The following is a 24201-nucleotide window of genomic DNA, read 5'->3' as shown; positions in this document are numbered from 1 at the left end:
GTTAACTATATCATATCTTTTTGATTTTTGAAAAGCTAAATTAACCGAATATCCTCTGGATTGTAATCAGCAATAAATTGATTAAGATCGCTATATCCGATAAATCCCATGCTGTCAGTGTATTCACTAAATAATATTACTTCAATATCGCCGTTCTCTCTTAACAACTGCTTGTTTTCAATAGGCACTCTGACATAAAGTTTTGAAGCTGATTGATGTATATGATCAATAAATGATTTTACGGTCATCATTTCACTGACAATAATCTGGTCTGCCTTTTTAGCATCAAATTTACCTTTGATGATTAAAGGCTGGTTTGTTTGTATGATTGTTTCAAATTTATGAAATATAGCCGGAAACACAACCAAATCTTTTTGATGCATGCCATCCATCGCCAAAATAAATGCCATGGGCTGACCTTTTTTTGTTCTAATTCTTTTCAGTGACTCAACCCATATAAGCATATATTGATTATTCGCACGCTGTTCCAGTTGATATAACGGTAAATACTGAAGCTTATTAAACAATGATTCAATTGGATGCTTTGAAATATAGAAGCCAAGATATTCTGACTCATATTTAGCTTTCTGTTCCTCTGACATTTCTTCGTGATAATGATACGTTTTCTTTTTATTAAGACCGAGCGATTCCAGAAAATTCATTTCTCCAAATGCTTCTTTTTCAACATCCAGAATTGCATCAAGAGAAGCAAGAAGCGTCGCACGGTTTTCCTTGAAATTGTCGAATGCCCCTACATGAATGAGTGCTTCCAGTAGCGATTTTGACTTCACACGCTTTGGAATACGTGCACAAAAATCATAAATGTCCTTAAATGGTCCTTTCTTTCGCTCTTCTGTGATTTCAATGACACTCTTATATCCGACACCTTTAATCATGCCTAGCGACATCATGATGCCATCTTTTCGAGGTTTGTAATACCATCCGGCTTGATTGATATCTGCTGGATATAATTTAATCAGTTTCGACTTGATCTCCGCAATTATTTCTCTTGTTTTCTGTTCTACACCTATCTGATTACTGAGGGTCGCTGCATAGAAGATGTTTGGATAGTGTACTTTAAAATACATCATGATATATGAGATTTTTGCATATGCTACTGCATGCGCCTTATTAAATCCATAATTAGCAAACTTCAAAATCAAATCATAGATTGCTATCGCCTGCTCTTTTGAATATCCATTATTTATACTGCCCTCAATAAAGTGCTGCTGCTGTTCAATCAACGCCTGATGGTTCTTCTTACTCATGGCACGTCTTAATATATCAGCTTCTCCGTAACTAAATCCTGCAAATTTGTTGGCTATCTGCATAATTTGTTCCTGATAAATAATAACACCATAGGTTGATGCCAGTATGTCGGACAAATCATCATGTAACAACTGAAAATTTTGACGGTTATGACGACGCTCAATATATACAGGAATTTGTTCCATTGGGCCCGGTCTGTACAGACTAAGGACTGCAACAATATCTTCAAACGTTTCAGGTTTTAAACGTTTCAGCACATTACGTATACCATCAGATTCCAGCTGGAAGATTCCCATCGTATCTCCAGCAGATAAATACTGAAATACTTTCGTATCATCAAAAGGAATCTGTTCCAGCTGAATATTATGACCATACTGTGTCTGAATACTGCGCATAATATTATGTATAATCGTTAAATTGCGCAATCCCAGAAAATCAATTTTAAGTAGGCCTATTGCTTCTACTTCAGTCATATTCCATTGGGTTAGCGGGATGTCATCACCCATTACAAGCGGTACATAGTCTGTTAATATCTGATCGTGAATGATTACACCGGCAGCATGGGTAGACGTATGTCGTGGCAAACCCTCAAGTGACTTTGCTATGGAGAACCATTTCTTTTTGCGATCATTACCATCTACAAACCTTGAAAATGCATCGTCCTGATACGCATCATCTAGATCTTTAAATTTATGACCGAGTAACATACTTGCTTCTTTTAGTTCATCTTCAGAAAACTGAAGGATTCTCCCAACTTCACGCATTACTGCACGCATCGACAAATGACCGAAAGTGACAATACCACTAACATTGAATGCGCCATATTTTTCTATGACATAATCGATGACCGCATCTCGCTTTGTATCCTCAAAATCTATGTCGATGTCAGGCATCGTCACACGCTCTGGATTCAAGAATCGTTCAAAGAGTAAATGATGTTCTATAGGATCAATCGTCGTAATATTGAGTACATAACTCACAAGTGAACCACTTGCTGAACCACGACCAGGTCCAACTAATATATCGTTTGATTTGGCAAAATGTATTAAATCACTGACAATCAGAAAGTAATCTGCAAAACCCATCTTGCAGATTACTTCATATTCATACTTCAACCTTTCTTCATATACAGCATTAAATTCCGGAATCTTTAATTTATTATGATTAAGTAATTCCATTAAATAAGCTTCACTTGTTTGATTATGTGGGACCGGAAACTTTGGCAGGTGCGTTGCGAATTTAAATGTTACATTACATTGATCAGCGATATCATGCGTTACTTGTAACATTTCACGAGTTATGCCAATATCAATAAGCATTTCTTCTGTTCTTAAATACTTATCTCCAGCTTTAAGCGTTACCGCTTCCAGATTCATTTTCTTATTTTCATCAATAGCATTTAAAATACTTAAATCTACGACACCGTCTGAATTTATGTACCTAACATCATCAATATAAACTTTTCTACCGTCCATCGTACTATCATGACTTACATAAAATTCAGCATCCTGGATTATAAAGTGAGCTTGATTAGAGTGTAATTTTTTATAGATGATTATGAGATCACCACTATACTGTTTCAGTAAGTCTGGTGATATTTTTGCAATATTTTTTAACTGAATGCGTGATGATAACTGCATTAAGTTTTTAAATCCATCATTGTTTTTTGCAAGTAACACCGTATTACAGTCTTCTATACCGTCCGTTACAATAACTTCCATCCCAATAATCGGTTTTATATCAGCTGCAATGCATGCTTTGTAAAATGACTGTACACCAAACAATACATTCAAGTCTGTAATAGCTACTGATGTTTGTCCCATTGCTTTCACACGTTCCACCAACTGATTGATTCGGATTGTTGAGTGTAGTAAATCATATGATGAATGAATATTTAAATGTACAACCATTTTCTCACCTCACAAATATTTATGCATGCTTCACTAACGTTTTTAATTTTTCAATAAGCTGATTAAGTTCTTCCTCACTATACACAGAAGCACCACTTGCCAATGGATGCCCCCCTCCATTATACTCAGCTGCAAGTTCGTTAATGACAACACCTTTACTTCTTAAACGTACTCGAATTTCATTCGTTTCATCAATTGCAAAAGCCCACGCTTTAATCCCTTGAGTATCTGCCAGACTATTTACAAAAAGAGAAGCATTGCTCGCTGAAATATTAAACTGCTCTAAAATTGCTTTCGTAATATAAATATAGCCAACACCCTCTTCAAATTTAAAGTGCTGTAACACATATCCTTGAAAACGTATTGATGTTAAATCTCTTTGCTGCATCGTGTTAATTAATGCTGTATGTTCTATATCATATTCCAGTAATTCCGAAGCGATTGCCATCGTTCTGCTTGATGTGTTGTTAAATAAAAATCTACCAGTATCTCCTACAATACCGATATAAAGACAACGTGCGACGTCTCGTGTAATCAGGTCACGGCCGTATCCTATATCTACCAATATTTCGTAAATTATCTCACTCGTCGAAGAACTGTTAGTATTTACGATGTTTAATCCAGCATATTGATCGACAGGTGGATGATGGTCAATTTTAATTGTTTCTGCGCATAACTGATAGCGTTCATCATCTATTCTCGGCGCATTGGCAGTATCTAAAACAATAGCTAAAGCATCGGAAAATACGTCACTAGAAATTTCATCCATCTCGCCTATAAAACTAAGATTATCAACAGTGCTACCCACTGCATATACATGTTTACCAGGAAATAACTTTAAAATCGCATGCTTAAATCCTAATTGTGAACCTAATGCATCTGGATCTGGACGAACATGTCTGAACAGAATAATGGTTTCGTATGTATTAATTTTTTCTATTAAAGTGCTGATATCACGTTTATTCATAAATTCTCCTTTGAATGTTTGATTTACAGTCTATAAAGTTATGCTATAATTTTTAAGACTGGAGGTTTTTAAAAATGGATGTTATTTTTCCTTACATACTCATGACGTTCGTAACGATAATGATTTTTTCTTTTATCTTTACACTCTATAATATCGCAAAAGTGTTCAGGGAGATTAGAGATGTTAGACGCGCCTGGTATAGAGCACGTGCTAAACAATGCTTTGCAATATTTATGGCAGCATTTGCAGTCACACAAATATTAAATTTCCCCGGAACATGGACGTATATCATCTGCGGGTTATTAATTGCTTATGCACTTTATAATTACCAATATGCAGTTAAAGCTAAAAAGTACTTTGAAGGTAACTTTGATAAGGAAGATGCTGCATGGGAATCTTTACGTAAGCAACAACGCAGCAGAAGATAAATGATTAAAAGATTGAGGCAAATGCCTCAATCTTTTTTTAATAATAATGTTCAATAACTTGTAGAATAGCCATCGCTTTGGCTACTGCAACATTATTTTGTAATATGTCAATTTCCATCTTCGCAAACTTACGCCCCATATCCAAGAGACTCACTTCTACATCTAATATTGAATCAATCTGAACCGTTCTTATAAAGAAGATATTAATACTATCAATCAATACATCTCCGCGAATATAGCGTTTACTGTGGAACTTCACTGCTTCTTCAATGATTGCAAGAAATACAGATTTACTCAAGCTTCCATATTGATTGGACATTTGAGGTGTAATTTGAATAGAGATTTGGTCATTATTAAATTTCATTTTCTTTAATACCTGATCGTTAAATGTATCTCCCATATGTGGTTGTCTGTCTGCAGATTGCATGGCTTTTAGTACATCTTCTCTTGAAACAACACCAAGTAAATTATTATATCTTGAGACAACCGGGAGTAATTCAATACTCTCCCAAATCATAATATGCGCACAACTCGCAACTGTTGTATTTAAGTTAACAGTTACAGGTGATTTCGTCATGACTTTCTTAATCTTCTCTGATGGATTCTGATTAAAAATATCTTTACTCGTCACCATACCACTCAATTTATTATTCGCATCCAAAACCGGGAAGCGTGTGTGTTTTGAGCTTTCAGACAATGCGTGCCAGTCACTTATTGAGTCACTTTCTTTCAGATAGCTGGTTTCATCAAGTTTAATTAATATATCTTGTGCTGTTAATACTTCTTTCTTTATCAGTTGGTCATAAATTGCACGGTTAATCATATTTGCCACAGCAAACGTGTCAAAATTTGATGATATGATTGGAAGTCCAAGCTGATCTGACAGATTTTTAACTTCTTCAGTCGTATCAAATCCACCAGTGAGAAGAACAGCTGATCCTCTGCTCAGCGCAAGTTTTTGTACTTCTACACGATTACCAACGATAAGCAGTGTATTCTCACCTAAATATTTACTGACATCCTCAACTTCCATTGCACCAATCGCAAATTTAGTAAGTGATTTATGCAGCCCACTTCTACCACCAAGCACTTGTCCATCAATGATATTAACAATTTCAGCGAAAGTCAGTCGGTCAATTGAATTTCTCGTTTTCTTCTCTATTCTTACAGTTCCCACACGTTCTATTGTCGAGACAATCCCATTATTCTCCGCTTCTTTTATCGCACGATATGCTGTACCTTCAGAAACGTTCAAATCCTTTGCTATTTGCCTCACCGAAATCTTACTACCTACAGTAAGACTAGAAATATGTGCGATAATTTGTTCATGTTTAGTCAATTTGCCACCTAGTTTCCATAACTTTTATAACTTAAATTGTAACTGATTGTCCTGCTTCTAAAATCTCAACAGCACCAGATACCTGTTTTTTAAATGCTTGTGGATCCACTTCAATGTAAGGGAAAGTATTGTAGTGAACCGGTACTGTTAATTTTGGTTGAATCAATTCGTTGATCGCATATGCTGCGTCATCTATACCCATCGTAAAATTATCACCGATCGGAACAAAACATAAGTCTACCGGATGACGGTCAGCGATGAGCTTCATATCAGAGAATAATCCAGTGTCTCCAGTATGATAAATTGTCTTGCCTTCTACTTCAATTATCAAACCACATGGCATACCAAAGTAAATAATGTTTCCTTCATCATCATATAAAGCATTACTATGAAATGCCTGTACATATTTCACTACACCAAAATCAAAACTCCATTTTCCTCCAATATTCATCGGATGCGTATTTGTTATCCCCTGACCATTCAAATATGAAACTAACTCTGGTGTTGCAACGACCGTAGCATTTGTTCTTTTAGCAATCGCAACTGTATCTCCTAAATGGTCTCCATGACCGTGAGTAAGCAGTATATAATCTGCTTCAACTTTAGAAGCATCTAAATCAGTAAGTTTATTACCTGTAATAAACGGATCTACTAAAATTTTTTTACCGTTGCTCTCAAAAGAAACACAAGATTGTCCATGAAAAAATACGTCCACTTAAAGCACCTCTTTCATTTGTCTTTTCCTTATTATACATTATTCATGAAAGTTTTAAAAAGATTGATAGATAATATTAATTGAATCTTAATCTCATCTTGCATACACTATAATTATTCGTTATAAGAAGGAGCATAAAACTATGAAACAAACGCTAATCAATCTGCAACAAACTATGAAGGATCAATCGATTCATCATGCATGGATTACTACACCCGACAACATTAGCTATTTTAGTGGCTTTTTATCAGATCCTCATGAACGTTTGACAGCATTATATATCACTCAGGATAATGCCTGCCTAATCGTCCCTAACATGGAAGTGGAAGATGCAGTGAATGCTTCAGGCATGACTACATTCGGTTATTCTGATACTGAAGATGCCTTTGAAATTGCAAAATTAAATACTAAATTTCCGGATCATGAAGAATTGTATATCGAAGAAGAACATGTAACGGTGAAACGCGAGAAATCTTTACTACGTGTTTTCAAACCTGAGTCCCTTCAATCAATCGATCAATTGATCAAAGACATGCGCAATATCAAAACAGACGATGAAATCAGCATTTTGAAACAAGCTGCGCATTATGCAGATGAAGCACTTCGCATCGGTGTTAGCCAGTTGAAACCAGGCATTACAGAAAAAGAAGTGGCACAATATCTTGAAGCAGAAGTTTTAAAAGTGGAAGGCATTTCTGGCATGAGTTTTAGTACAACTGTCCTATTTGGAGACCATGCAGCAAGCCCACACGGTACGCCTGGCAATCGTCAATTAAAAAATGACGAATATGTGCTATTTGACTTAGGTGTAATCTATAAAGGATACTGTTCTGATATCACTCGTACGATTGCATTTGGTACACCACCTGAATTCCATAAAGAAATCCACGCTATAGTCACTGAAGCGAATGAACGCGCAATTAAGGGCGTTAAGCCTGGAGCTAAAATCAGTGACATTGATGCATTAGCTCGTGACTATATCACTGAAAAGGGATACGGAGAGGCATTTCCGCACCGTTTAGGTCATGGACTTGGTATTACTGTACATGAGTTTCCTGACATCTCTTCAGCAAATGATGATACGTTAAAGCCAGGTATGTGCTTTACAATTGAACCAGGTATTTATTTACATGGTGAAGTTGGTGTGCGTGTAGAAGATGATATTCTCGTTACTGAGGATGGATATGAAATATTAACTGCATACGAAAAATAAAAAATTGAGCACCCCATAAAAATGGGTGCTCAATTTTGTCTATTTATTTAATAAAGATTTTGCTTCCACATACTCTAGACCTTGGTCATCTGCTACTGCTTTAAATGTTACATGGCCATCTAAAGTGTTAAACCCTTTAAGAATTGCTTCATTGTCTAATGCTGCTTGTTTATAACCTTTATTCGCAATTTGTAATGCATATGGAATTGTTGCATTTGATAATGCCATTGTAGAAGTACGTGGTACAGCACCAGGCATATTTGCTACTGAGTAATGAACAACATCATGTTTGATGAATGTAGGGTCATCATGTGTCGTGATGCGATCAGAAGTTTCAAAGATTCCGCCTTGGTCAATTGCAATATCAATGACAACTGAACCTGGATTCATTGATTTAATCATTTCTTCTGTTACTAATTTAGGCGCTTTTGCACCAGGAATTAATACCGCCCCAATCACTAAGTCACTATTCTTAACTGATTCAGCAATATTTAATGGTGTTGACATTAGTGTTTGTACTTGATTACCAAATAAATCATCTAACTGTTGTAGACGGACTGGTGATAAATCTAATATTGTAACTTGAGCACCTAACCCAACAGCCATTTTCGCTGCATTTGTACCTGCTTGACCCCCACCAATAATTGTTACGCGGCCTTTATCAACACCTGGAACTCCTGCTAACAGGATACCTTTACCGCCATTTGTCTTTTGTAAGAATTGTGCACCAATTTGAGTTGCCATACGTCCTGCGACTTCACTCATCGGTGAAAGTAAAGGTAAACCACCAGTCGGTAATTGAACTGTCTCATAGGCAATACCAACCACTTTCTTCTCAAGTAAAGCATTCGTTAACGCAACTTCAGGCGCTAAATGTAAGTATGTGAAAAGAATTAATCCTTCTTTGAAATATTTAAACTCCGATTCTAAAGGTTCCTTTACCTTAATGACCATCTCTGTATCCCAAGCCTGTTCTACAGATACAATTTCAGCCCCTACTTCTTTATAATCTGCATCATTGAAATATGAACCGATACCAGCGCCTGATTCCACGCGAACAGTATGACCATTTTCAACTAATGCATGAACTCCGGCAGGTGTTAAACCGACACGGTTCTCGTTGTTTTTAATCTCTTTTGGAATACCAATTAACATTACAATTCATCCCCTTAATTATAAATAATAACGCTTACATGACCATATTAACACTTTAGTGCGAAAAGTAAAATTATTTTTTCTTAGTTTTCTGAATAAACCAAAAATGATAATTTAATCACATCAATCTTAAGTTTTAAGTGCTATAATGATAGTGAAGAAAATAATAAGTGGAGGGATTAATATGTTAGTCTATAAAAATATTTTAATTGCAGTCGATGGATCAAGTGAAGCGGAGTGGGCTTTTGATAAGGCAGTTGAGGTTGCTAAACGTAATGATGCAAAACTCCATATCATCAACGTAATTGATACAAGAAGCTATGCAAGCGTAGAAGCATATGATCGTTCAATCTCAGAACGTGCAACACAATTTGCAGAGTCATTATTAAATGGATATAAAAAAGTTGCACAATCACGTGGTGTTACAGCTGTAGAAACATTAATTGAGTACGGTTCACCAAAAACAATCATCCCTAAAAAAATCGCTCAAAAATTAAATGCTGATCTTATTATGTGTGGATCTACAGGATTAAATGCAGTAGAACGCTTTATCATCGGATCAGTGTCTGAAGCAATCGTTAGACATGCGGAATGTGATGTCCTTGTTGTCAGAACTGAAACGATGCCAGATAACTTTGAACCAGAAGTTGCAACAAAAGAATTTATGGATCAAAACAAATAGCAACGTAACTCATAGGAGGTGGTAATAATGCAACTTGCAATTATCATTTCAATATGTGTTTGTTTTTACATGGCTTATGAAGATTTAAAAAGAAAAAATCATAAGCAGCATTAATAGTATATTAAATTGTAGATAAATAAAAAGACTGGCTATTCATAAAAATAGCCAGTCTCAGACTGAAGACAAAGTCTCCTTCGGAGATGAAGTCTTCAGTCTTTTTTTATACAATAATATTAACAATGATTTGGGGTGATTATTTTGTTGAGTAAATCAGAAGATAAAAGAAATCAATTAGAGGTTGTTGCAATTTCAGATTTAGTTCCACAAGACCATTTACTAAGAAAAGTAGATAAAGTATTGGATTTGAATTTTATTTATCCTCTAGTCGAAGATAAATATTGTCTTGATAATGGTCGTCCAAGTATAGACCCTGTGATTTTAGTAAAATAATATTAATACAAAAATTATTCGGAATAAAATCAATGAGACAAACAATAAAAGAAATCGAAACAAATGTTGCTTATCGTTGGTATCTTGGATACAGTTTTCAGGATAAGATTCCTCATTTCACTACCTTCGGTAAGAATTATATTAGAAGGTTCAGTGATAATACACTTTTTGAAGAAATATTTGAACACATTCTACAGTTGGCGATGCAACATAAATTGATTGATACCTCAGCTTTATTTATTGATTCTACTCATATAAAAGCAAATGCTAATAAACATAGATTTAGAAAAGTTGTAGTAAAAAAATCAGTCGCTCATTATAAGGATGAATTAGATAAAGAAATAAACGAGGTTCGTAAATCTGAAGGAAAAAAGGAGTTCACCCCAACTCATAAGACAGAAGAAAAAGAAAAGAAAGAAAGTCTGACAGATCCTGACGCTGGTTACTATGTTAAAGGTGAACGTGAGAAACAGTTTGCTTATAGTTTACATGCTTGTGTTGATAAAAATGGATTTTTTGTAGATCACCACGTAACACCAGGTAATATTCATGATAGTACTCAATTGGCACCTATGATTTCTAGAATGAAAGATAAAGGAATTAAACCTAAAACCTTGGCTGTAGATGCTGGATATAAAACACCTTTTAATGCTTACTTTTTATTTAAAGAGTCAATCACTCCTTACATGCCATATACTAGACCAAGAGGTCCAAAGGACCGTTTCAGAAAAAATGATTTTGTTTATGATGAATATTACAATGAATATATTTGTCCTGCAAATCACCCCCTTAAATACACACGTACTGATCGTGAAGGATTTAAATTGTATCATTCTAACCCAAATGTATGTAAAGAATGTCCATTTCTAAATAAATGTACAGAAAATAAACAATATAAAAAGCAAATTCAAAGACATATTTGGCAAGAATACTTAGAAGATGTTGAAGAAATAAGACATACAGAAGAAGGAAGAATGGGATATAAATTAAGGTCTCAAACTATTGAAAGAAGATTTGGTGACGCTAAAGAACAGCATGGTATGAGATGGACAAAGTTTAGAGGATTGAAAAAAGTGTCCATGGAAACCACGCTTATTTGTGCATGCATGAATTTAAAAAAGTTAGCCAATTGGGTTATCAAAGATACTCAATTGGCTTAGCATTATAGTCAATAATTTAAATTTCGAAGAAATTTCTTCGAATAAATGAGAATATAGTCTTTAAAAAAAGACAAACTCATGTAATGAAAATGAGTTTGTCTTCAATCTGAGACTGGCTATTCATAAAAATAGCCAGTCTTTTTATTTTTAATTAACCTAATTTACCGAATTCCATTACGTCACGTGCAATCATTACTTCCTCATCTGTTGGGATGACCATAACTTTTACACGAGAATCATCAGTTGAGATGAATGCTTCTTTACCACGTAAGCCATTGTTTTTCTCAGCATCAATTTTTACGCCTAAAAATTCTAATTTTTCACATACTGCAGCGCGAATAGTGTCAGAGTTCTCACCTACACCAGCAGTAAATAAGATACCGTCTACGCCACCCATAACAGCTGCGTATTGACCGATATATTTTTGAATTCTATCAACATACATATCTAACGCTAATTGAGCACGGCCTTCTTTTTTCTCAGCTGCAATTTCAATGTCACGCATATCGCTAGAAATACCTGTAATACCTAAAACACCAGATTCTTTATTGAAGACATTTAATAATTCTTCAGCAGATTTGTGTAATTTATGCATTAAGTAAGGTACAGTCGCTACGTCGATGTCACCTGTACGTGTTCCCATCGTAACACCTGCAAGTGGTGTGAACCCCATAGAAGTATCTACAGATTTACCATCTTTAACCGCAGTAATAGATGCACCATTACCAATATGACAAGAAATAATTTTTAAACCTTCTTCAGGTTTTTTCTCCATCATTTCAGCTGCACGTTGTGCTACGTATTTATGGCTTGTACCATGTGCACCATATTTACGTACTTTATGTGCTGTATAGTATTGGTAAGGCAGGCTATATAGAAATGCTGATTCAGGCATTGTAGAATGGAATGATGTATCAAATACTGCTACGTGAGGAATATTTGGTAACATTCTTCTGAACGCTTGAATTCCCATTAAATTTGCTGCATTGTGAAGTGGTGCTAATTCGATTAATTTACCGATTTTCTCTTCTACATCACGATCTACTAATGCTGAAGTCGGGAATAAGTCTCCACCTTGTACAACACGGTGACCTGTACCATCTAATTCATTAACGTCTTTAATAATGTTATAATGTTTCATTTGTTCTAACATCATATTTACTGCTTCTTCGTGATCTTTGATATCTAAAGTAGTCGTATGTTTTTCCCCATCAACAGTGATAGTGAAAATTGAATTTTTAATACCAATACGTTCTACTAATCCTTTTGTTAAAACTTTTTCATTTGGCATTTCGAATAATTGGAATTTTAAAGACGAGCTACCAGCATTAACTGCCATAATTTTCTTCATGAAAATCCTCCTAAAATATTATTAACAATCTTATTTAATCATTAATACAGGTTTAAATCAATAATAATACAGTACTATTTGTTACGATTTTCTGAATACCAATTTTGTAAATCATCTAAAAAGGCTTTCATTTTTCTGTCATCTTTAAAATCTGGAATATTAGCTAACAAAACTTCGACCGGCTTAGATTTATTAACATCTTTATTTTCAAGCACTAACAAGCTTTTGCGCAAATTTTCTGATTTAAAGAGACTGTTCGGAAAATTAAGGAATGCTTGCATAATTGTTTCTGTTGCAATGAATTTTTGAAGCTGTTCTACATTGTCACCTTCAAATAATTGACTTGGAACAATCAGAAATGCCAGCCCTCCCGGCTTAAGATGCTTTACGGCTTGTTCAATCAGTAAATGATGACTATAACTATGTCCTTCCTTAAAACCTAGCTTCATTTGATGACTACGTTCATCAACAGGATAATAACCAATTGGAAAATCACCCACCACAATATCAAAATCAGCTTCAGGTAGTGGCATGATTGCATCCTGAGGGAAAACATCCATAGGAACTTCAAGGAAATTTGCCAGATGAACACTTAAGCGTGACAATACTGGATCTACTTCCACAAGAACATGATCAAAATTAATTTCAGGATTTTGTTCATGGACAGTAGCAGATAAATGTCCAGTCCCACTTGTTAAATCCAGCATTTTTATTTCCTTTTTATCTTCTAAGAAAAGACGAATCACATATGCCACTAAATATCCGATACTATCAGGTGTCATCTGATGATTTGGTTGAATCATCTCTTCTTTCAACATGCTAAGATAAGCAAATTGAAAAGCTTTTCGTCGCTCAACCACTGTACTACGTTCCAATGTATCACGATTATTCAAATAAATATCTTCTAATGCCAGTCCTAAATTTTCAATAAAGCTGTGTCCATTCTCTTTCTGTAACTCTTTTGACGATTCATCAATAAGTTTAAATAGTTCTTCTATCATATTTATTCCCTTTCAAATAAAAACTGCCCACTTGGGGCAGTAATTAACATAGTATTAATTAGATTGATTTTAATGCTTCAATAGCTTTATCATAATCAGGGTGATTTGTACCTTCAGATACTAATTCAGTGTAAACCACTTCGTTATTTTCATTTAATACAAATACTGAACGAGCAAGAAGACGTAATTCTTCCATTACTACACCATAATTTGTTCCAAATGATAAATCTTTATGGTCACTTAATGTAACAACGTTATCTAATCCGTTCGCAGCACACCATTTCTTTTGTGCGAATGGTAAATCTGCAGAGATTGTAATTACAACAGCATTATCAACACTGCCAGCCTCTTCGTTAAATTTACGTGTTTGTTGTTCACACACACCCGTATCGATTGATGGAATTACTGAGATTAATTTCTTTTTACCATCAAAATCAGCTAAAGTTTTAACGTTTAAATCTGTATCTAATACTGAAAAGTCAGGTGCTTGAGTTCCTACAGTTACTAACTCACCTAATAATGTTATTGGATTATTTTTAAAAGTTACTTGTGTCATTTGTCTTCCTCCTTAAGTGTTGTCACTTAATAATTTACCATGAATGCAGTAAATTATAAAACTATACGCTTAAGTCACGGACACCTTCATTTAATATAAACTGTCTGATATGTTCCTTATCTTCTTTCACAACATACGTATCACTCAATAAATCATGAATTCCTCGTTTTTTCGGATTGAATAATACAACAAGATAAAGGAGTGAAAAGAAAGATTTGCTGATATATCGCCCGAATAATTCTCTAGTGAGTACAGTTTCGACAGATAATTTATCTTCTTTTGTGCTTAAAACTTTTAATCCAAGAATCATTTTACCTAAAGTTGCTCTAAAACAATATGTTAATATCACAAAGTAACTGAAGAAAATTATTGCGCTTAAAATATGCTCGACAGAGAATAACTTTATGCCTAGATAAACATCTTCTAAACCACCTATTTTAACAATAGGTGCAGTGATGATACTATTTATACAATGTATCAGTATTAAATCTATTACATAAGCTAAGAAGCGAATTCCAAAACCTGCATGTGTGAGTTCTAAAATATCATCTTCTAATTTTCTTGTACGCATGTCTCTATTCTGTTTGAATTGTGCATCATCAACATAGGGTGAAGTATGATGTACAACATGCGCCTTATTACTATATTCTGACATCAATTCCACCTACTCTCCGTAAAGATACATTGGTTCAAGACCTTGACGCTTTGATAAGATATGCTGGATGCGATCAACATCACTTTGTCCCATCAATTGTTTTGCAAATGAGTTTGCTGCAAAGAAATCTTTTCCAAAGAATGAATCATCACTATTAAACTCAATCACTTGTGCATTCTTAGCTTTTAAATCAGCTTTCATCGCTTTTAATGCATCTTTCTCAAGACCAATTTCATCGATTAATTTTAATTTTTTAGCTTGTAAACCTGAATAAATACGACCGTCTGCTATTTTTTTCACCTGTTCGGTAGGAATATGACGTCCTTCACTGATAACTTTTACAAACGCTGCATAACTCTCGTCAACAAAGCTTTGTAGTATCTTACGTTCCTCCTCATCCATTTCTTTAGTAGGACTCATAATATCTTTATGCGGACCGCTCTTGATTGTATTGAATTTCACGCCATATTTATCTGCTAATTCTTTATAGTTCATCGATTGCATGATAACACCTAAAGAACCAGTAATCGTTTCACTTGATGCATAAATTTTATCTGCAGGTGCAGAAATATAATATCCACCTGAAGCAGCCATATTTTTCATAGCAACATAAACTTTCTTACCAGATTTTTTAATGGCTTTTATTGCATCGTGGATTTCAGCACTCTCATAAATCCCACCACCAGGAGAATTAACAACAAGCATCAAACCTTTAATATTGTCATCTTCTTTAATTTTTTCTAGTTCTTTTAAAGTTTTTGCGTGATTGTAACCTGCATCTTCAAATATACCAGGCGCGCCTGTATCCTGAATCACACCATCTACTTCAATACGTGCAATTTGATGACCTGCATCTGTTCCTTCGATGACATTAGTACTTAAACTATCTTCATTACCCATACCTTCTTCAAATGATTTTGAAAAATCACTTGTAATTGCACTTGTAAAAAAGCTAACTGATGTACCTAAAATAAATAAAACCGCTGCAACAATTATCGCAATGACTCTTTTACTCATTATTTCTCCTCCATATTACAATTTGTTTACATATATATCTTATCAAAATAAACTGGGTACACAAAGAACATGTCAGGATATTTAAGGTAATTTTAAGGTTAAGAAAAAGGAACACCTTTATAGGTATTCCTTCACATAATCATAAATATTTTTACCAATTAAAAGGATTGTCACACATACAAATAAAACTTTTACATAAGATACACCTTTACGGATTGCAAACTGACTGCCAGCATAACTTCCTGCAATCATCGCTACCCCCATACTTAAGCCATAGACAAAATTCACCTGACCTAAAACGATAAATAGCAGCAATGCACCTAAATTACTCGCAAAGTTTAATACTTTAGCATTACCAGCTGCACTCAAGAAATCAAAACCGATGATCAAAAAGGCAAATAATAAAAAGCTGCCCGTTCCACCACCGAGAAAACCATCATAGAAACCAATTAAACCAATGACAACGTTAAACACTATCATCTTTTTTGTTGTCAGTTTCTTATACGTTGAAATGTCTCCCCAGTCTTTCTTGAAGAGGGTATAAATCAATACTAGTGATAACATAATAATCGCTAACGGCTTTAAATACTCAGGTGGTAATTTAGTTGCAACGAATGCACCCACAATCGACAAAATAAATGATAACGGGAAAAGCTTTAATACGATATTAAAATCTACTTTGCGTGAACGGATAAATGATAATGCAGAAGTAAATGAACCAAATGATGATGCAAGCTTATTTGTACCGAGTGCCATTGATGGTGGCATACCTGTGGCAAGTAATGCTGGTATACTGATTAGTCCACCTCCACCTACAACAGAATCAATGAATGCTGCTAAAAAACCAAAAATAATTAAAATCAATAATATTTGAATATCCATGTTGAACTCCCCTTTAAATATAAATATATATTAGTTCGAGATAAATAAAAAGATAGATCAGTATAATACTCATCTATCTTCTACAATTGCTATTCAAATATTTCACCATTATCCATCCTGAATTGTTTTCTGAGTAAATCCGGATTATTCGTAAATGCACCATCTATTCCATCGTTAATCAATCGTTCCATATCTTCTTCGTTATTCAAAGTATATGGAAATACTAAAAATCCGAGATGATGCATACGTTCAATCAATTCACCATCCAAATCTTTATAATTCGGTCCGACTGCATAGACAAACGTTTGAATCTTCATTAAATCTTCATCAGTCATCCCACGCAGCATTCCTTTTTTACAGAGTAATAAAAGGGGTATTCCAGGCTTTAACTGACTCATCTTAATCAGACTTTCCAGACTAAAGGATTGAATCACTGTTTGATAATTCTTCATACGTACTTCTGTGAGTAATTGAAACTCATCTAGAATACCAGTAAGTTTGTCTTCCATCCCCGGATAAATATCCGGAGCTTTTGTTTCTATATAATAATTTGCTTGCCCGTATCGCTTTAAGACTTCTCTTAATGTTGGCACAGTTTGCTCTAAATAATAATCTTTCGCAAGCTCCGGATACTTATCATTGAACCATTTTCCAATACGCACTTGTTTAATTTCATCCAGCGTCATTTCTTTAATCGTGCCATGTGATAAGCCTGTACGGTCGATTGTCTCATCATGCATCACGATGACCTCACCGTCCAGGGTCATATGTACATCCAGTTCAATATAATCTGCCGCCAAATCAAAATGACTTAGATCATATGATGCGAAAGTATGTTCCGGTGCATAGGCACTTGCCCCGCGATGTGCAATGACAACATTTTTATTCAACATAACATTCCCTCCTATAACAGGTCAGAAAAATCATTTTCCTTCTTACTATTATTTTTAGATAGTGTTAATGTTTCAATACCCTCAATTGCAGTTTTTATCATCGCTTCGAAGTCAACTTTTTGTTCGAAACTTTCCACCTTATCAAGTCGTGGATTAGTCTTAGGATTTTTCGGTGTAAAGATTGTACAGCAATCTTCGAATGGCTTGATAGAAGTATCATATGTGCCGATATCCTTAGCTTTAATTACTATTTCTTCTTTGTCATAAGTTAATAACGGACGCAGAATCGGTAAGTTTGTCACTGCATTAATCGCATACATACTGCCTAATGTTTGCGATGCAACCTGCCCAAGATTTTCGCCATTAACTAAGGCCCTTGCATCTATCTGGCGTGCAAATTGATCTGCAATACGCATCATCATTCGTCGTGTCGAAGTCATCGTTAAGTTTTCTGGTACTGTTTTATGAATCATTTTCTGAATGTCAGTAAACGGAACTAAGTGAAGTTTTATTTCTCCAGCTGTCTCTGCCATAATCTGGGTTAAGTCGATAACTTTCTGCTTAGCTTCTTCACTTGTAAATGGAGGTGAATGAAAATGTATCGCTTCGATTGTAACGCCTCGTCGCATGACTTCTATTCCTGCAACAGGTGAGTCAATGCCCCCTGATAACATGAGTAACGTCTTACCTCCAGTACCGACTGGTAATCCTCCGGCACCTTTAATGACACGTGAGTAAAGGTAAGCTGCGTCACGACGAATTTCAACAAGCAGTTTATAGTCTGGGTCTTTAACTTTCACACTTAAATGATCAATGTTTGATAATATTTCTTTCCCAAGAATTTGCTGCAGATCAAACGTTTCATACTCAAAACTTTTATCTGAGCGCTTTGCGTCAACTTTAAAAGTTTTCCCAGGCTCATCGATATCTTTAGCGAGTACGACAGCTGCTTGTTTAATCGCCTCGATATCTTTTTCGACTTTCACGACCGGACTCACCGAATGTACACCAAACACTTTAGAAATACGACGCATTATTTCTTCGACGTCCGCTTCTTCTGTTACTTCGACATACATTCTGTCGCGATTTGCTAATACTTTATAACCTTCTAAAGGAATTAAAGCATATTTAATATTACTTTTTAATTGATTGACAAATGTATTACGATTACCTGTCTTTAAAGTCAGTTCTCCGTATCTTACTAAAATATGATCAAATTTCATTTTATTAATAACTCCTTCATTTCTTCGTATATCTCGTCAAAAGCCTTCAAAAAGGCATCGATATCTGATTTTGTCGTATATTTATCAAAAGAAATACGTACACTGCCTGTAATTGCTGATTCTGATACATGAAGTGCAGTTAATGTTTCATTTAACTTTGCGCGTTTTGAGGAACATGCACTCGTTGTAGATATCATAATACCACGTTTTGAAAAGCTATTGACAATAACTTCACCTTTTACACCCACAAATGCCAGATTAACAATATGCGGTGCTCCGTCCGGTACGGAATTAACACGTATTCCGGGGTAGTTACGGACTGCGTCTTCTATTTGTGTTTTATATTTTTTTACGCGTTCAACTAGCGCTTCTTGTTCATTCAGTGCAATACGCATTGCTTTAGCTAATGCAACATCACTAGCAACATTAATAGTTCCGCTTCTAAAGCCATATTCCTGACCTCCGCCAAATAACGTGTGTGTAATCGTCACTAACTGATCAAAGACAAGTATGCCCTGTCCTTTTATTCCATTAAATTTATGTCCGCTTAAAACAAAGCTATCCATTAAGCTCGCATCAATCGGCAGTTTACCGAATGACTGTACACAATCTACATGAAAATGAATCTTAGGATAATCCTGAATCAAGTCATGAATAGCCTTAATCGGCAGGACAGCACCCATTACATTGTTGACATGCATGAGACAAATCATCACAACATCCTGATTCAGTAATGATTTAAAATGTGCTAAATCAAGCGTCGCATCTTCATTAAATTTGACGTACTGTATGTTAAAACCTTCTTCTTCAAGTGCTCTCACTGTTTCGAGGACAGAAGGATGCTCTAACTTTGAAGTAATAATCGTCTTACCAAACTGCTTTTTACTTCTCGCCATACCTGTAATCACTAAATTATTGGATTCAGTAGCTCCACTTGTAAAAATAACCGTTTGATGTTTAAGCCCGAGTAATGCTTTAATCTGGTCACGAGCAGATTCTAATAATTTACTTACTTCAAGCCCTTTACCATGTGGACTACTAGGATTAAAAAAATAAGTTGTATTAACTGTATTAAATGTCTTTAAAACTTCTGGATCTGGTTTCGTTGTTGCACAATTATCTAAATAATTCATCATTCACCTCTAATGAATAAAAGACTTGAATGAATTCAAGTCTTTTAAATACTTATTTTATTACTGATGTCTTTGCTTCATAACACTTGCTTCGATCTTTTCAGTAACTCCCGGTTCTACACGCTCAATTGCTGCCTCAGCAATTTCTACAGCGCGTTTATAGCGATTGTTACTAAATAAACGTTCAGCTTCATTTAAATCTTTATTGACATCCGGTCTTTCTTTTCTAAATCTGTTACCGTATTGAATTAATTTTTCAGCGTACTGTGCATGTTCTAACACATCAAGTGCCTCAGCTTCAAATGTATTCATCGTCAGTAACACTTTGTTTACTTTATCGCGTACATGCGTTACATTCATTGGTCGTTTATTAAATAATTGATGAACCTCACGTGTTTCAATATCAATCTCATTTTTCATGATGATGAAACGTTCAGGTACACTTGATAAATTTGAGGCAAGAAGACGGCGGTAAACTTCTTCCTTCTTCGCTTGAATCTTCAGGATATTTTTTTGAGCTTCCTGCTCATCTTCTCGTAAATTCGTTAAATGTTCCTGAATCTTATCCTGATTTTCATTAATCACCTTCACATGGTCATCAATATATTTTAAGTTATCTTCAACTTCTGTATAACGAATACTCGATTTAGCTGTTTCAGTTAATATTTCATCATATACTGTCACTAAGCTTTGAATTTCATTTTCGTATTGACGAACTTTCTGAATATCTTCTTCATTGATGTAATAACTTTCCTTAACATATTCCATTTCAGTGCGAATTGTATAGTTCATATCTTTAGCATGGAATAACTGGTCAGTAATGATTTCTTTAGTTGTTTCAACCTTGCTTTTAGCTTTTACTTCATATTCAATTAACTCAAGCATCTCATCAATCGAATCGTTAATTTCATTGATAATCTCTTCAGCTTCATCTAATTGAAGGCGTGCTATTAATGGCTCTACTAAGTTTAATTTACCTTTAAGTGTTTGTAAGTTACTATCTACCTTAACATGTTCTAAATTATAACCTTCAATCTTTAAGTCCCGACAACCAAAGCGAATATCCTGAAATTGTCCAGGTAACTCTTTTTGAACATCACGAATAAGTAACGGAATATCTTCCATATCTTCTTTAAGCTGTGTCATCTCGTTATGTAAAACAGTGATATGTTCATGTGCATCGTCATAATTACCATCACTAATATAAGATTCATATGTTTCAATTCTAGGTGCGTAAGTTTCAATCTGTGCTTCAAGCGGATCAGCAGATGCACCAAATTGATGACGATTGGCTAAAACATCACGTTTTGATTCTCTGTAGATAATTTTACATTCGTCATACTTCTTTTCGTCTTCTTTCGTAGAAGAAAGATATTGATTGATATCCTCTGTAAAGTGCTGATACTTTTTCTCTATCTGATCAAGCAAGTGATGACTTTCAACGATTTTCTCTTCACTCTCTTTAAACTTAAACTTATCGAGCGCTTCATCTACATCGTTAATAGTAAGTTCACATGCTTTAATATCTTCATTGAGTACTGTCTGCCATTCTTTCTTCCACATTTGAAATCTATTATTTGCCTGTCCTGCTAAATTCAGTGATTTAACCTTAACCAATTCATCCTGGAACGGCAAATTTTTTATTTCATTCTTTCTCGCTTCAGCACGTTCAACAGCTGCTCTTTTCTGGTTACGTAAGTAAAACATTATACCTACAATAATTAATATTAAAACGATTATTCCAACTATGGCATATATCATCGATATTCATTCCTTCCAAATTACTCTTACTTATTATAACTTAAATTTTGTTCTACAAAAACTATTAATTGTGAAAAGTTATCAAATTCGTTACACTATTGAAAACTAATATAAATGATGAAGAAAATTTATATTTTTATGCTTATCCATCAACTATAAAATAATTTTTCTAAAAAGGAGTGTATTTATGTTTGAATTTAACCATATTAAAGATTATCCAACATTAAATCAAATGCTTGATGCTTTGTTAAACGGTGAAGATGATGTAGTAAGCCACCTGGCGAACGCGAGTGCATTGCTTAATGAGTTCTTAACAGATGTCAATTGGGTCGGATTCTACACAATGAAAAATGGTCAATTGCAACTTGGTCCATTTCAGGGTAAGCCAGCTTGCGTCACAATACCTGTAGGTAAAGGCGTATGTGGTACTGCTGTCAGTGAAATTAAAACAATGCGAATTGAAGATGTTCACGCGTTTCCCGGACATATCGCTTGTGATGCAGCAAGCCAGTCGGAAATTGTCATCCCTATCCTCATCAATCAAAATGTATTTGGTGTATTAGATATTGACGCGCCTATCAAAAATCGTTTTACAGAAGATGATCAAACAGGTTTAGAAGCATTTGTAAAAGTTCTTGAAAAGCATATTGCAAAATTAGTGTAATATGTTGTTGACATATCAATGCTTCATGTTATAATAACATCTATGTGAATAAACGAAGATAGCAGATAAATATTAAGTCGCGCTATGGTGTCCCCTATGTTGGCGTGTTGTGTAACCGAAGCTATAAGGCGAAGACACGGAATGACACTATATCGGCTTTAGCATTTATCATGTTTTTGTTTTTTGCATAAAAAACAAAAAAGAGGAGGAGTCACATTATGGCTCGTTTTACAGGTTCAACTTGGAAAAAATCTCGTCGTTTAGGTATTTCATTAAGCGGCACTGGTAAAGAATTAGAAAGACGCCCTTACGCACCAGGACAACACGGTCCTAACCAACGTAAAAAATTATCTGAGTATGGTTTACAATTACAAGAGAAACAAAAATTACGTTACATGTACGGAATCAACGAACGTCAATTCCGCACAATCTTTGACCGTGCTGGTAAAATGAAAGGTATTCACGGTGCTAACTTCATGGCACTTTTAGCATCTCGTTTAGATGCAGTTGTTTACCAATTAGGTTTAGCACGTACTCGTCGTCAAGCACGTCAATTAGTTAACCACGGTCACATCATGGTAGATGGCGCTCGTGTAGATATCCCATCATACCAATTAAAACCTGGTCAAGTAATTTCAGTTCGTGAAAAATCACAAAAATTAAACATCATCGTTGAGTCAGTTGAATTATCTAACCATGTTCCTGAATACTTAACTTTCGATGCAGAAAAATTAGAAGGTACTTTCACTCGCGTTCCAGAACGTAGCGAATTATCTGCTGAAATCAATGAACAGTTAATCGTTGAGTACTACTCAAGATAAGCTAGTTCAAACAAAAACACCAATCATACGATTGGTGTTTTTTTTATTAATATGCAGCAACATTATTATTACGTATTATTGCTTCTTCGTCTCTCTCATCGTAACCCTTACTATAAGGTTTTACAAAATCCGGGTAATCCGTGATAATCGCATCTACTCCTTGATTTAACAGGGGTTCAACTAATGACTGATCTCTTACGGTATAAGGTTTTACTTTAAGGCCCTCTTGATGTGCCCGCTGAATCAGTTCACGTGTAACTAATTTTACTGATGGATTATAAAAATCTGCAAAAGTCTTAAACCATTTTATATCACGCGTGTTAATGCGTGGATTCTTAGGGCTGATCAGTACTCCGTGCTTTAAAGCAGGCAATAATGACTTAGATACTTTCACTGCATGATGATTAAACGACTGAATAGCAATGCGATTAGTCGCCTTATCCAGCTTGTAATGCACAAGTGCTTCTCTTATTTTATTTTCGATGCCAGGATAGTATTCCGGTGTTTTTATCTCTATAAGAATACCTATTGATTCATTTTTAAAGCGAGTTAGTATTTCCTCAAAAGTAGGAACCTTTTCTCCTTCAAATTTAGGATTAAACTTAATGCCAGCATCTAATGATTTTATTTCAGCTAATAATTTATCCCCAACAAAGCCAGAACCTGTAGTCGTTCTCTCTAGAGTATTATCATGAATTGCAACGAGTTGCCCGTCTCGTGTAAGTTGCAGATCTATTTCTATATAATCTGCATGCATCTTTAGTGCAAGCTCATAAGCTGCCATCGTATTTTCAGGTGCATAACCACTTGCTCCGCGATGCGCAACTGTCGTCACTTCATGAACAGGCTGTGAAACTGAATTAACCTCTTGTGGTACTAAAAGCATAGTCAATATAACAATTAATACAAAGCTAAAGGTTCTTTTCATTGTCACTCTCCTTTATCTGGATAATTTA

Annotated in this window: 21 protein-coding genes and 1 pseudogene; 6 read left to right on the top strand and 16 right to left on the bottom strand. The window is 34.9% G+C overall.

The genetic code is table 11. The features are described 5' to 3' along the window. Positions 1–35: 35 nt before the first annotated feature. Both ACMGE6_RS08620 and ACMGE6_RS08615 read right to left on the bottom strand, forming a co-directional pair. Positions 36–3179, bottom strand: coding sequence for a DNA polymerase III subunit alpha (locus ACMGE6_RS08620; protein WP_414053461.1), 3144 nt, complete (start codon positions 3177–3179; stop codon positions 36–38). 19 nt (positions 3180–3198) lie between these two features. Then, the gene (locus ACMGE6_RS08615) at positions 3199–4146 is read right to left on the bottom strand and encodes a DHH family phosphoesterase (RefSeq protein ID WP_414046098.1); all 948 of its coding nucleotides are present in this window, start codon (positions 4144–4146) and stop codon (positions 3199–3201) included. Between the two features lie 74 nt (positions 4147–4220). Here ACMGE6_RS08615 and ACMGE6_RS08610 point away from each other — a divergent pair, with 74 nt between their 5' ends. After that, positions 4221–4574 (top strand): YtpI family protein, encoded by a 354-nt coding sequence (locus tag ACMGE6_RS08610; protein ID WP_414046097.1) that lies wholly within the window; start codon positions 4221–4223, stop codon positions 4572–4574. 37 nt (positions 4575–4611) lie between these two features. Here ACMGE6_RS08610 and ACMGE6_RS08605 read toward each other — a convergent pair whose 3' ends face one another. Both ACMGE6_RS08605 and ACMGE6_RS08600 read right to left on the bottom strand, forming a co-directional pair. Then, positions 4612–5913 (bottom strand): DRTGG domain-containing protein, encoded by a 1302-nt coding sequence (locus tag ACMGE6_RS08605; RefSeq protein WP_414046096.1) that lies wholly within the window; start codon positions 5911–5913, stop codon positions 4612–4614. A 31-nt stretch (positions 5914–5944) separates the two neighbouring features. Then, complete coding sequence (locus ACMGE6_RS08600; protein ID WP_414053460.1) at positions 5945–6628, bottom strand: metal-dependent hydrolase; 684 nt, start codon at positions 6626–6628, stop codon at positions 5945–5947. Between the two features lie 142 nt (positions 6629–6770). Between ACMGE6_RS08600 and ACMGE6_RS08595 the strand changes: the two genes are divergently transcribed. After that, the gene (locus ACMGE6_RS08595; protein ID WP_414053459.1) at positions 6771–7841 is read left to right on the top strand and encodes a M24 family metallopeptidase; all 1071 of its coding nucleotides are present in this window, start codon (positions 6771–6773) and stop codon (positions 7839–7841) included. A gap of 39 nt (positions 7842–7880) precedes the next feature. Here ACMGE6_RS08595 and ald read toward each other — a convergent pair whose 3' ends face one another. Then, positions 7881–8996 carry an alanine dehydrogenase gene (gene ald, locus ACMGE6_RS08590; RefSeq protein WP_414053458.1) on the bottom strand — a complete coding sequence of 372 codons (1116 nt, stop codon included), beginning with the start codon at positions 8994–8996 and terminating at the stop codon, positions 7881–7883. A 184-nt stretch (positions 8997–9180) separates the two neighbouring features. Between ald and ACMGE6_RS08585 the strand changes: the two genes are divergently transcribed. Both ACMGE6_RS08585 and ACMGE6_RS08580 read left to right on the top strand, forming a co-directional pair. Then, entirely contained in the window at positions 9181–9678 is a 498-nt protein-coding gene (locus ACMGE6_RS08585; RefSeq protein ID WP_414046092.1) for a universal stress protein, read from the top strand. 255 nt (positions 9679–9933) lie between these two features. Continuing rightward, positions 9934–11288 (top strand): annotated as a pseudogene (locus ACMGE6_RS08580) (IS1182 family transposase). 151 nt (positions 11289–11439) lie between these two features. On the opposite strand, the gene ACMGE6_RS08575 reads toward ACMGE6_RS08580, so the two are convergent. The 10 genes from ACMGE6_RS08575 to ezrA all read right to left on the bottom strand — a co-directional run bounded on the left by ACMGE6_RS08575 (position 11440) and on the right by ezrA (position 21760). Then, the gene (locus tag ACMGE6_RS08575; protein ID WP_414053457.1) at positions 11440–12639 is read right to left on the bottom strand and encodes an acetate kinase; all 1200 of its coding nucleotides are present in this window, start codon (positions 12637–12639) and stop codon (positions 11440–11442) included. A gap of 74 nt (positions 12640–12713) precedes the next feature. Beyond that, on the bottom strand, positions 12714–13640 hold the full coding sequence (locus ACMGE6_RS08570; RefSeq protein WP_414053456.1) for a class I SAM-dependent methyltransferase: 927 nt from the start codon (positions 13638–13640) through the stop codon (positions 12714–12716). Positions 13641–13698: 58 nt separating this feature from the next. Then, positions 13699–14196 (bottom strand): thiol peroxidase, encoded by a 498-nt coding sequence (gene tpx / locus ACMGE6_RS08565; protein WP_414053455.1) that lies wholly within the window; start codon positions 14194–14196, stop codon positions 13699–13701. A gap of 61 nt (positions 14197–14257) precedes the next feature. Beyond that, complete coding sequence (locus ACMGE6_RS08560) at positions 14258–14851, bottom strand: RDD family protein (protein ID WP_414053454.1); 594 nt, start codon at positions 14849–14851, stop codon at positions 14258–14260. Positions 14852–14860: 9 nt separating this feature from the next. Further along, positions 14861–15868 (bottom strand): signal peptide peptidase SppA, encoded by a 1008-nt coding sequence (gene sppA, locus ACMGE6_RS08555; RefSeq protein WP_414053453.1) that lies wholly within the window; start codon positions 15866–15868, stop codon positions 14861–14863. 117 nt (positions 15869–15985) lie between these two features. Continuing rightward, entirely contained in the window at positions 15986–16750 is a 765-nt protein-coding gene (locus ACMGE6_RS08550) for a TSUP family transporter (RefSeq protein ID WP_414053452.1), read from the bottom strand. 89 nt (positions 16751–16839) lie between these two features. Continuing rightward, on the bottom strand, positions 16840–17643 hold the full coding sequence (locus ACMGE6_RS08545) for a glycerophosphodiester phosphodiesterase (protein ID WP_414053451.1): 804 nt from the start codon (positions 17641–17643) through the stop codon (positions 16840–16842). 11 nt (positions 17644–17654) lie between these two features. Beyond that, positions 17655–18866: a tRNA uracil 4-sulfurtransferase ThiI gene (thiI, locus tag ACMGE6_RS08540; protein ID WP_414046076.1), complete on the bottom strand. Its 1212-nt coding sequence runs from the start codon at positions 18864–18866 to the stop codon at positions 17655–17657. Continuing rightward, positions 18863–19999 (bottom strand): cysteine desulfurase family protein, encoded by a 1137-nt coding sequence (locus ACMGE6_RS08535; RefSeq protein ID WP_414053450.1) that lies wholly within the window; start codon positions 19997–19999, stop codon positions 18863–18865. Before ACMGE6_RS08535 ends, thiI begins: the two co-directional genes overlap by 4 nt. Before the next feature lie 60 nt (positions 20000–20059). Continuing rightward, a complete protein-coding gene (ezrA, locus tag ACMGE6_RS08530; RefSeq protein ID WP_414053449.1) occupies positions 20060–21760 on the bottom strand; it encodes a septation ring formation regulator EzrA in 1701 nt (566 codons plus the stop codon). Between the two features lie 187 nt (positions 21761–21947). Here ezrA and ACMGE6_RS08525 point away from each other — a divergent pair, with 187 nt between their 5' ends. Next, on the top strand, positions 21948–22424 hold the full coding sequence (locus ACMGE6_RS08525) for a GAF domain-containing protein (RefSeq protein WP_414046073.1): 477 nt from the start codon (positions 21948–21950) through the stop codon (positions 22422–22424). A 218-nt stretch (positions 22425–22642) separates the two neighbouring features. Then, positions 22643–23245, top strand: a complete 603-nt coding sequence (gene rpsD / locus ACMGE6_RS08520) for a 30S ribosomal protein S4 (RefSeq protein ID WP_414046072.1) — start codon at positions 22643–22645, stop codon at positions 23243–23245. A gap of 46 nt (positions 23246–23291) precedes the next feature. On the opposite strand, the gene ACMGE6_RS08515 is transcribed toward rpsD, so the two are convergent. Next, entirely contained in the window at positions 23292–24173 is an 882-nt protein-coding gene (locus tag ACMGE6_RS08515; protein WP_414053448.1) for a glycerophosphodiester phosphodiesterase, read from the bottom strand. Between the last annotated feature and the right edge of the window lie 28 nt (positions 24174–24201).

The organism is Macrococcus equi (assembly GCF_047426745.1).
Lineage (GTDB): Bacteria > Bacillota > Bacilli > Staphylococcales > Staphylococcaceae > Macrococcoides > Macrococcoides equi.
Note: the sequence above shows the minus strand (reverse complement) of the source record. Positions and strands in the feature narration are given on the sequence as shown.

Coding starts and splice junctions, on each gene's coding strand:
- ACMGE6_RS08620 (WP_414053461.1), bottom strand. CDS start 3,179: ATGGTTGTACATTTAAATATTCATTCATCATATGATTTACTACACTCA.
- ACMGE6_RS08615 (WP_414046098.1), bottom strand. CDS start 4,146: ATGAATAAACGTGATATCAGCACTTTAATAGAAAAAATTAATACATAC.
- ACMGE6_RS08610 (WP_414046097.1), top strand. CDS start 4,221: ATGGATGTTATTTTTCCTTACATACTCATGACGTTCGTAACGATAATG.
- ACMGE6_RS08595 (WP_414053459.1), top strand. CDS start 6,771: ATGAAACAAACGCTAATCAATCTGCAACAAACTATGAAGGATCAATCG.
- ald (WP_414053458.1), bottom strand. CDS start 8,996: ATGTTAATTGGTATTCCAAAAGAGATTAAAAACAACGAGAACCGTGTC.
- ACMGE6_RS08585 (WP_414046092.1), top strand. CDS start 9,181: ATGTTAGTCTATAAAAATATTTTAATTGCAGTCGATGGATCAAGTGAA.
- ACMGE6_RS08575 (WP_414053457.1), bottom strand. CDS start 12,639: ATGAAGAAAATTATGGCAGTTAATGCTGGTAGCTCGTCTTTAAAATTC.
- ACMGE6_RS08570 (WP_414053456.1), bottom strand. CDS start 13,640: ATGATAGAAGAACTATTTAAACTTATTGATGAATCGTCAAAAGAGTTA.
- tpx (WP_414053455.1), bottom strand. CDS start 14,196: ATGACACAAGTAACTTTTAAAAATAATCCAATAACATTATTAGGTGAG.
- ACMGE6_RS08560 (WP_414053454.1), bottom strand. CDS start 14,851: ATGTCAGAATATAGTAATAAGGCGCATGTTGTACATCATACTTCACCC.
- sppA (WP_414053453.1), bottom strand. CDS start 15,868: ATGAGTAAAAGAGTCATTGCGATAATTGTTGCAGCGGTTTTATTTATT.
- ACMGE6_RS08550 (WP_414053452.1), bottom strand. CDS start 16,750: ATGGATATTCAAATATTATTGATTTTAATTATTTTTGGTTTTTTAGCA.
- ACMGE6_RS08545 (WP_414053451.1), bottom strand. CDS start 17,643: ATGTTGAATAAAAATGTTGTCATTGCACATCGCGGGGCAAGTGCCTAT.
- thiI (WP_414046076.1), bottom strand. CDS start 18,866: ATGAAATTTGATCATATTTTAGTAAGATACGGAGAACTGACTTTAAAG.
- ACMGE6_RS08535 (WP_414053450.1), bottom strand. CDS start 19,999: ATGAATTATTTAGATAATTGTGCAACAACGAAACCAGATCCAGAAGTT.
- ezrA (WP_414053449.1), bottom strand. CDS start 21,760: ATGATATATGCCATAGTTGGAATAATCGTTTTAATATTAATTATTGTA.
- ACMGE6_RS08525 (WP_414046073.1), top strand. CDS start 21,948: ATGTTTGAATTTAACCATATTAAAGATTATCCAACATTAAATCAAATG.
- rpsD (WP_414046072.1), top strand. CDS start 22,643: ATGGCTCGTTTTACAGGTTCAACTTGGAAAAAATCTCGTCGTTTAGGT.
- ACMGE6_RS08515 (WP_414053448.1), bottom strand. CDS start 24,173: ATGAAAAGAACCTTTAGCTTTGTATTAATTGTTATATTGACTATGCTT.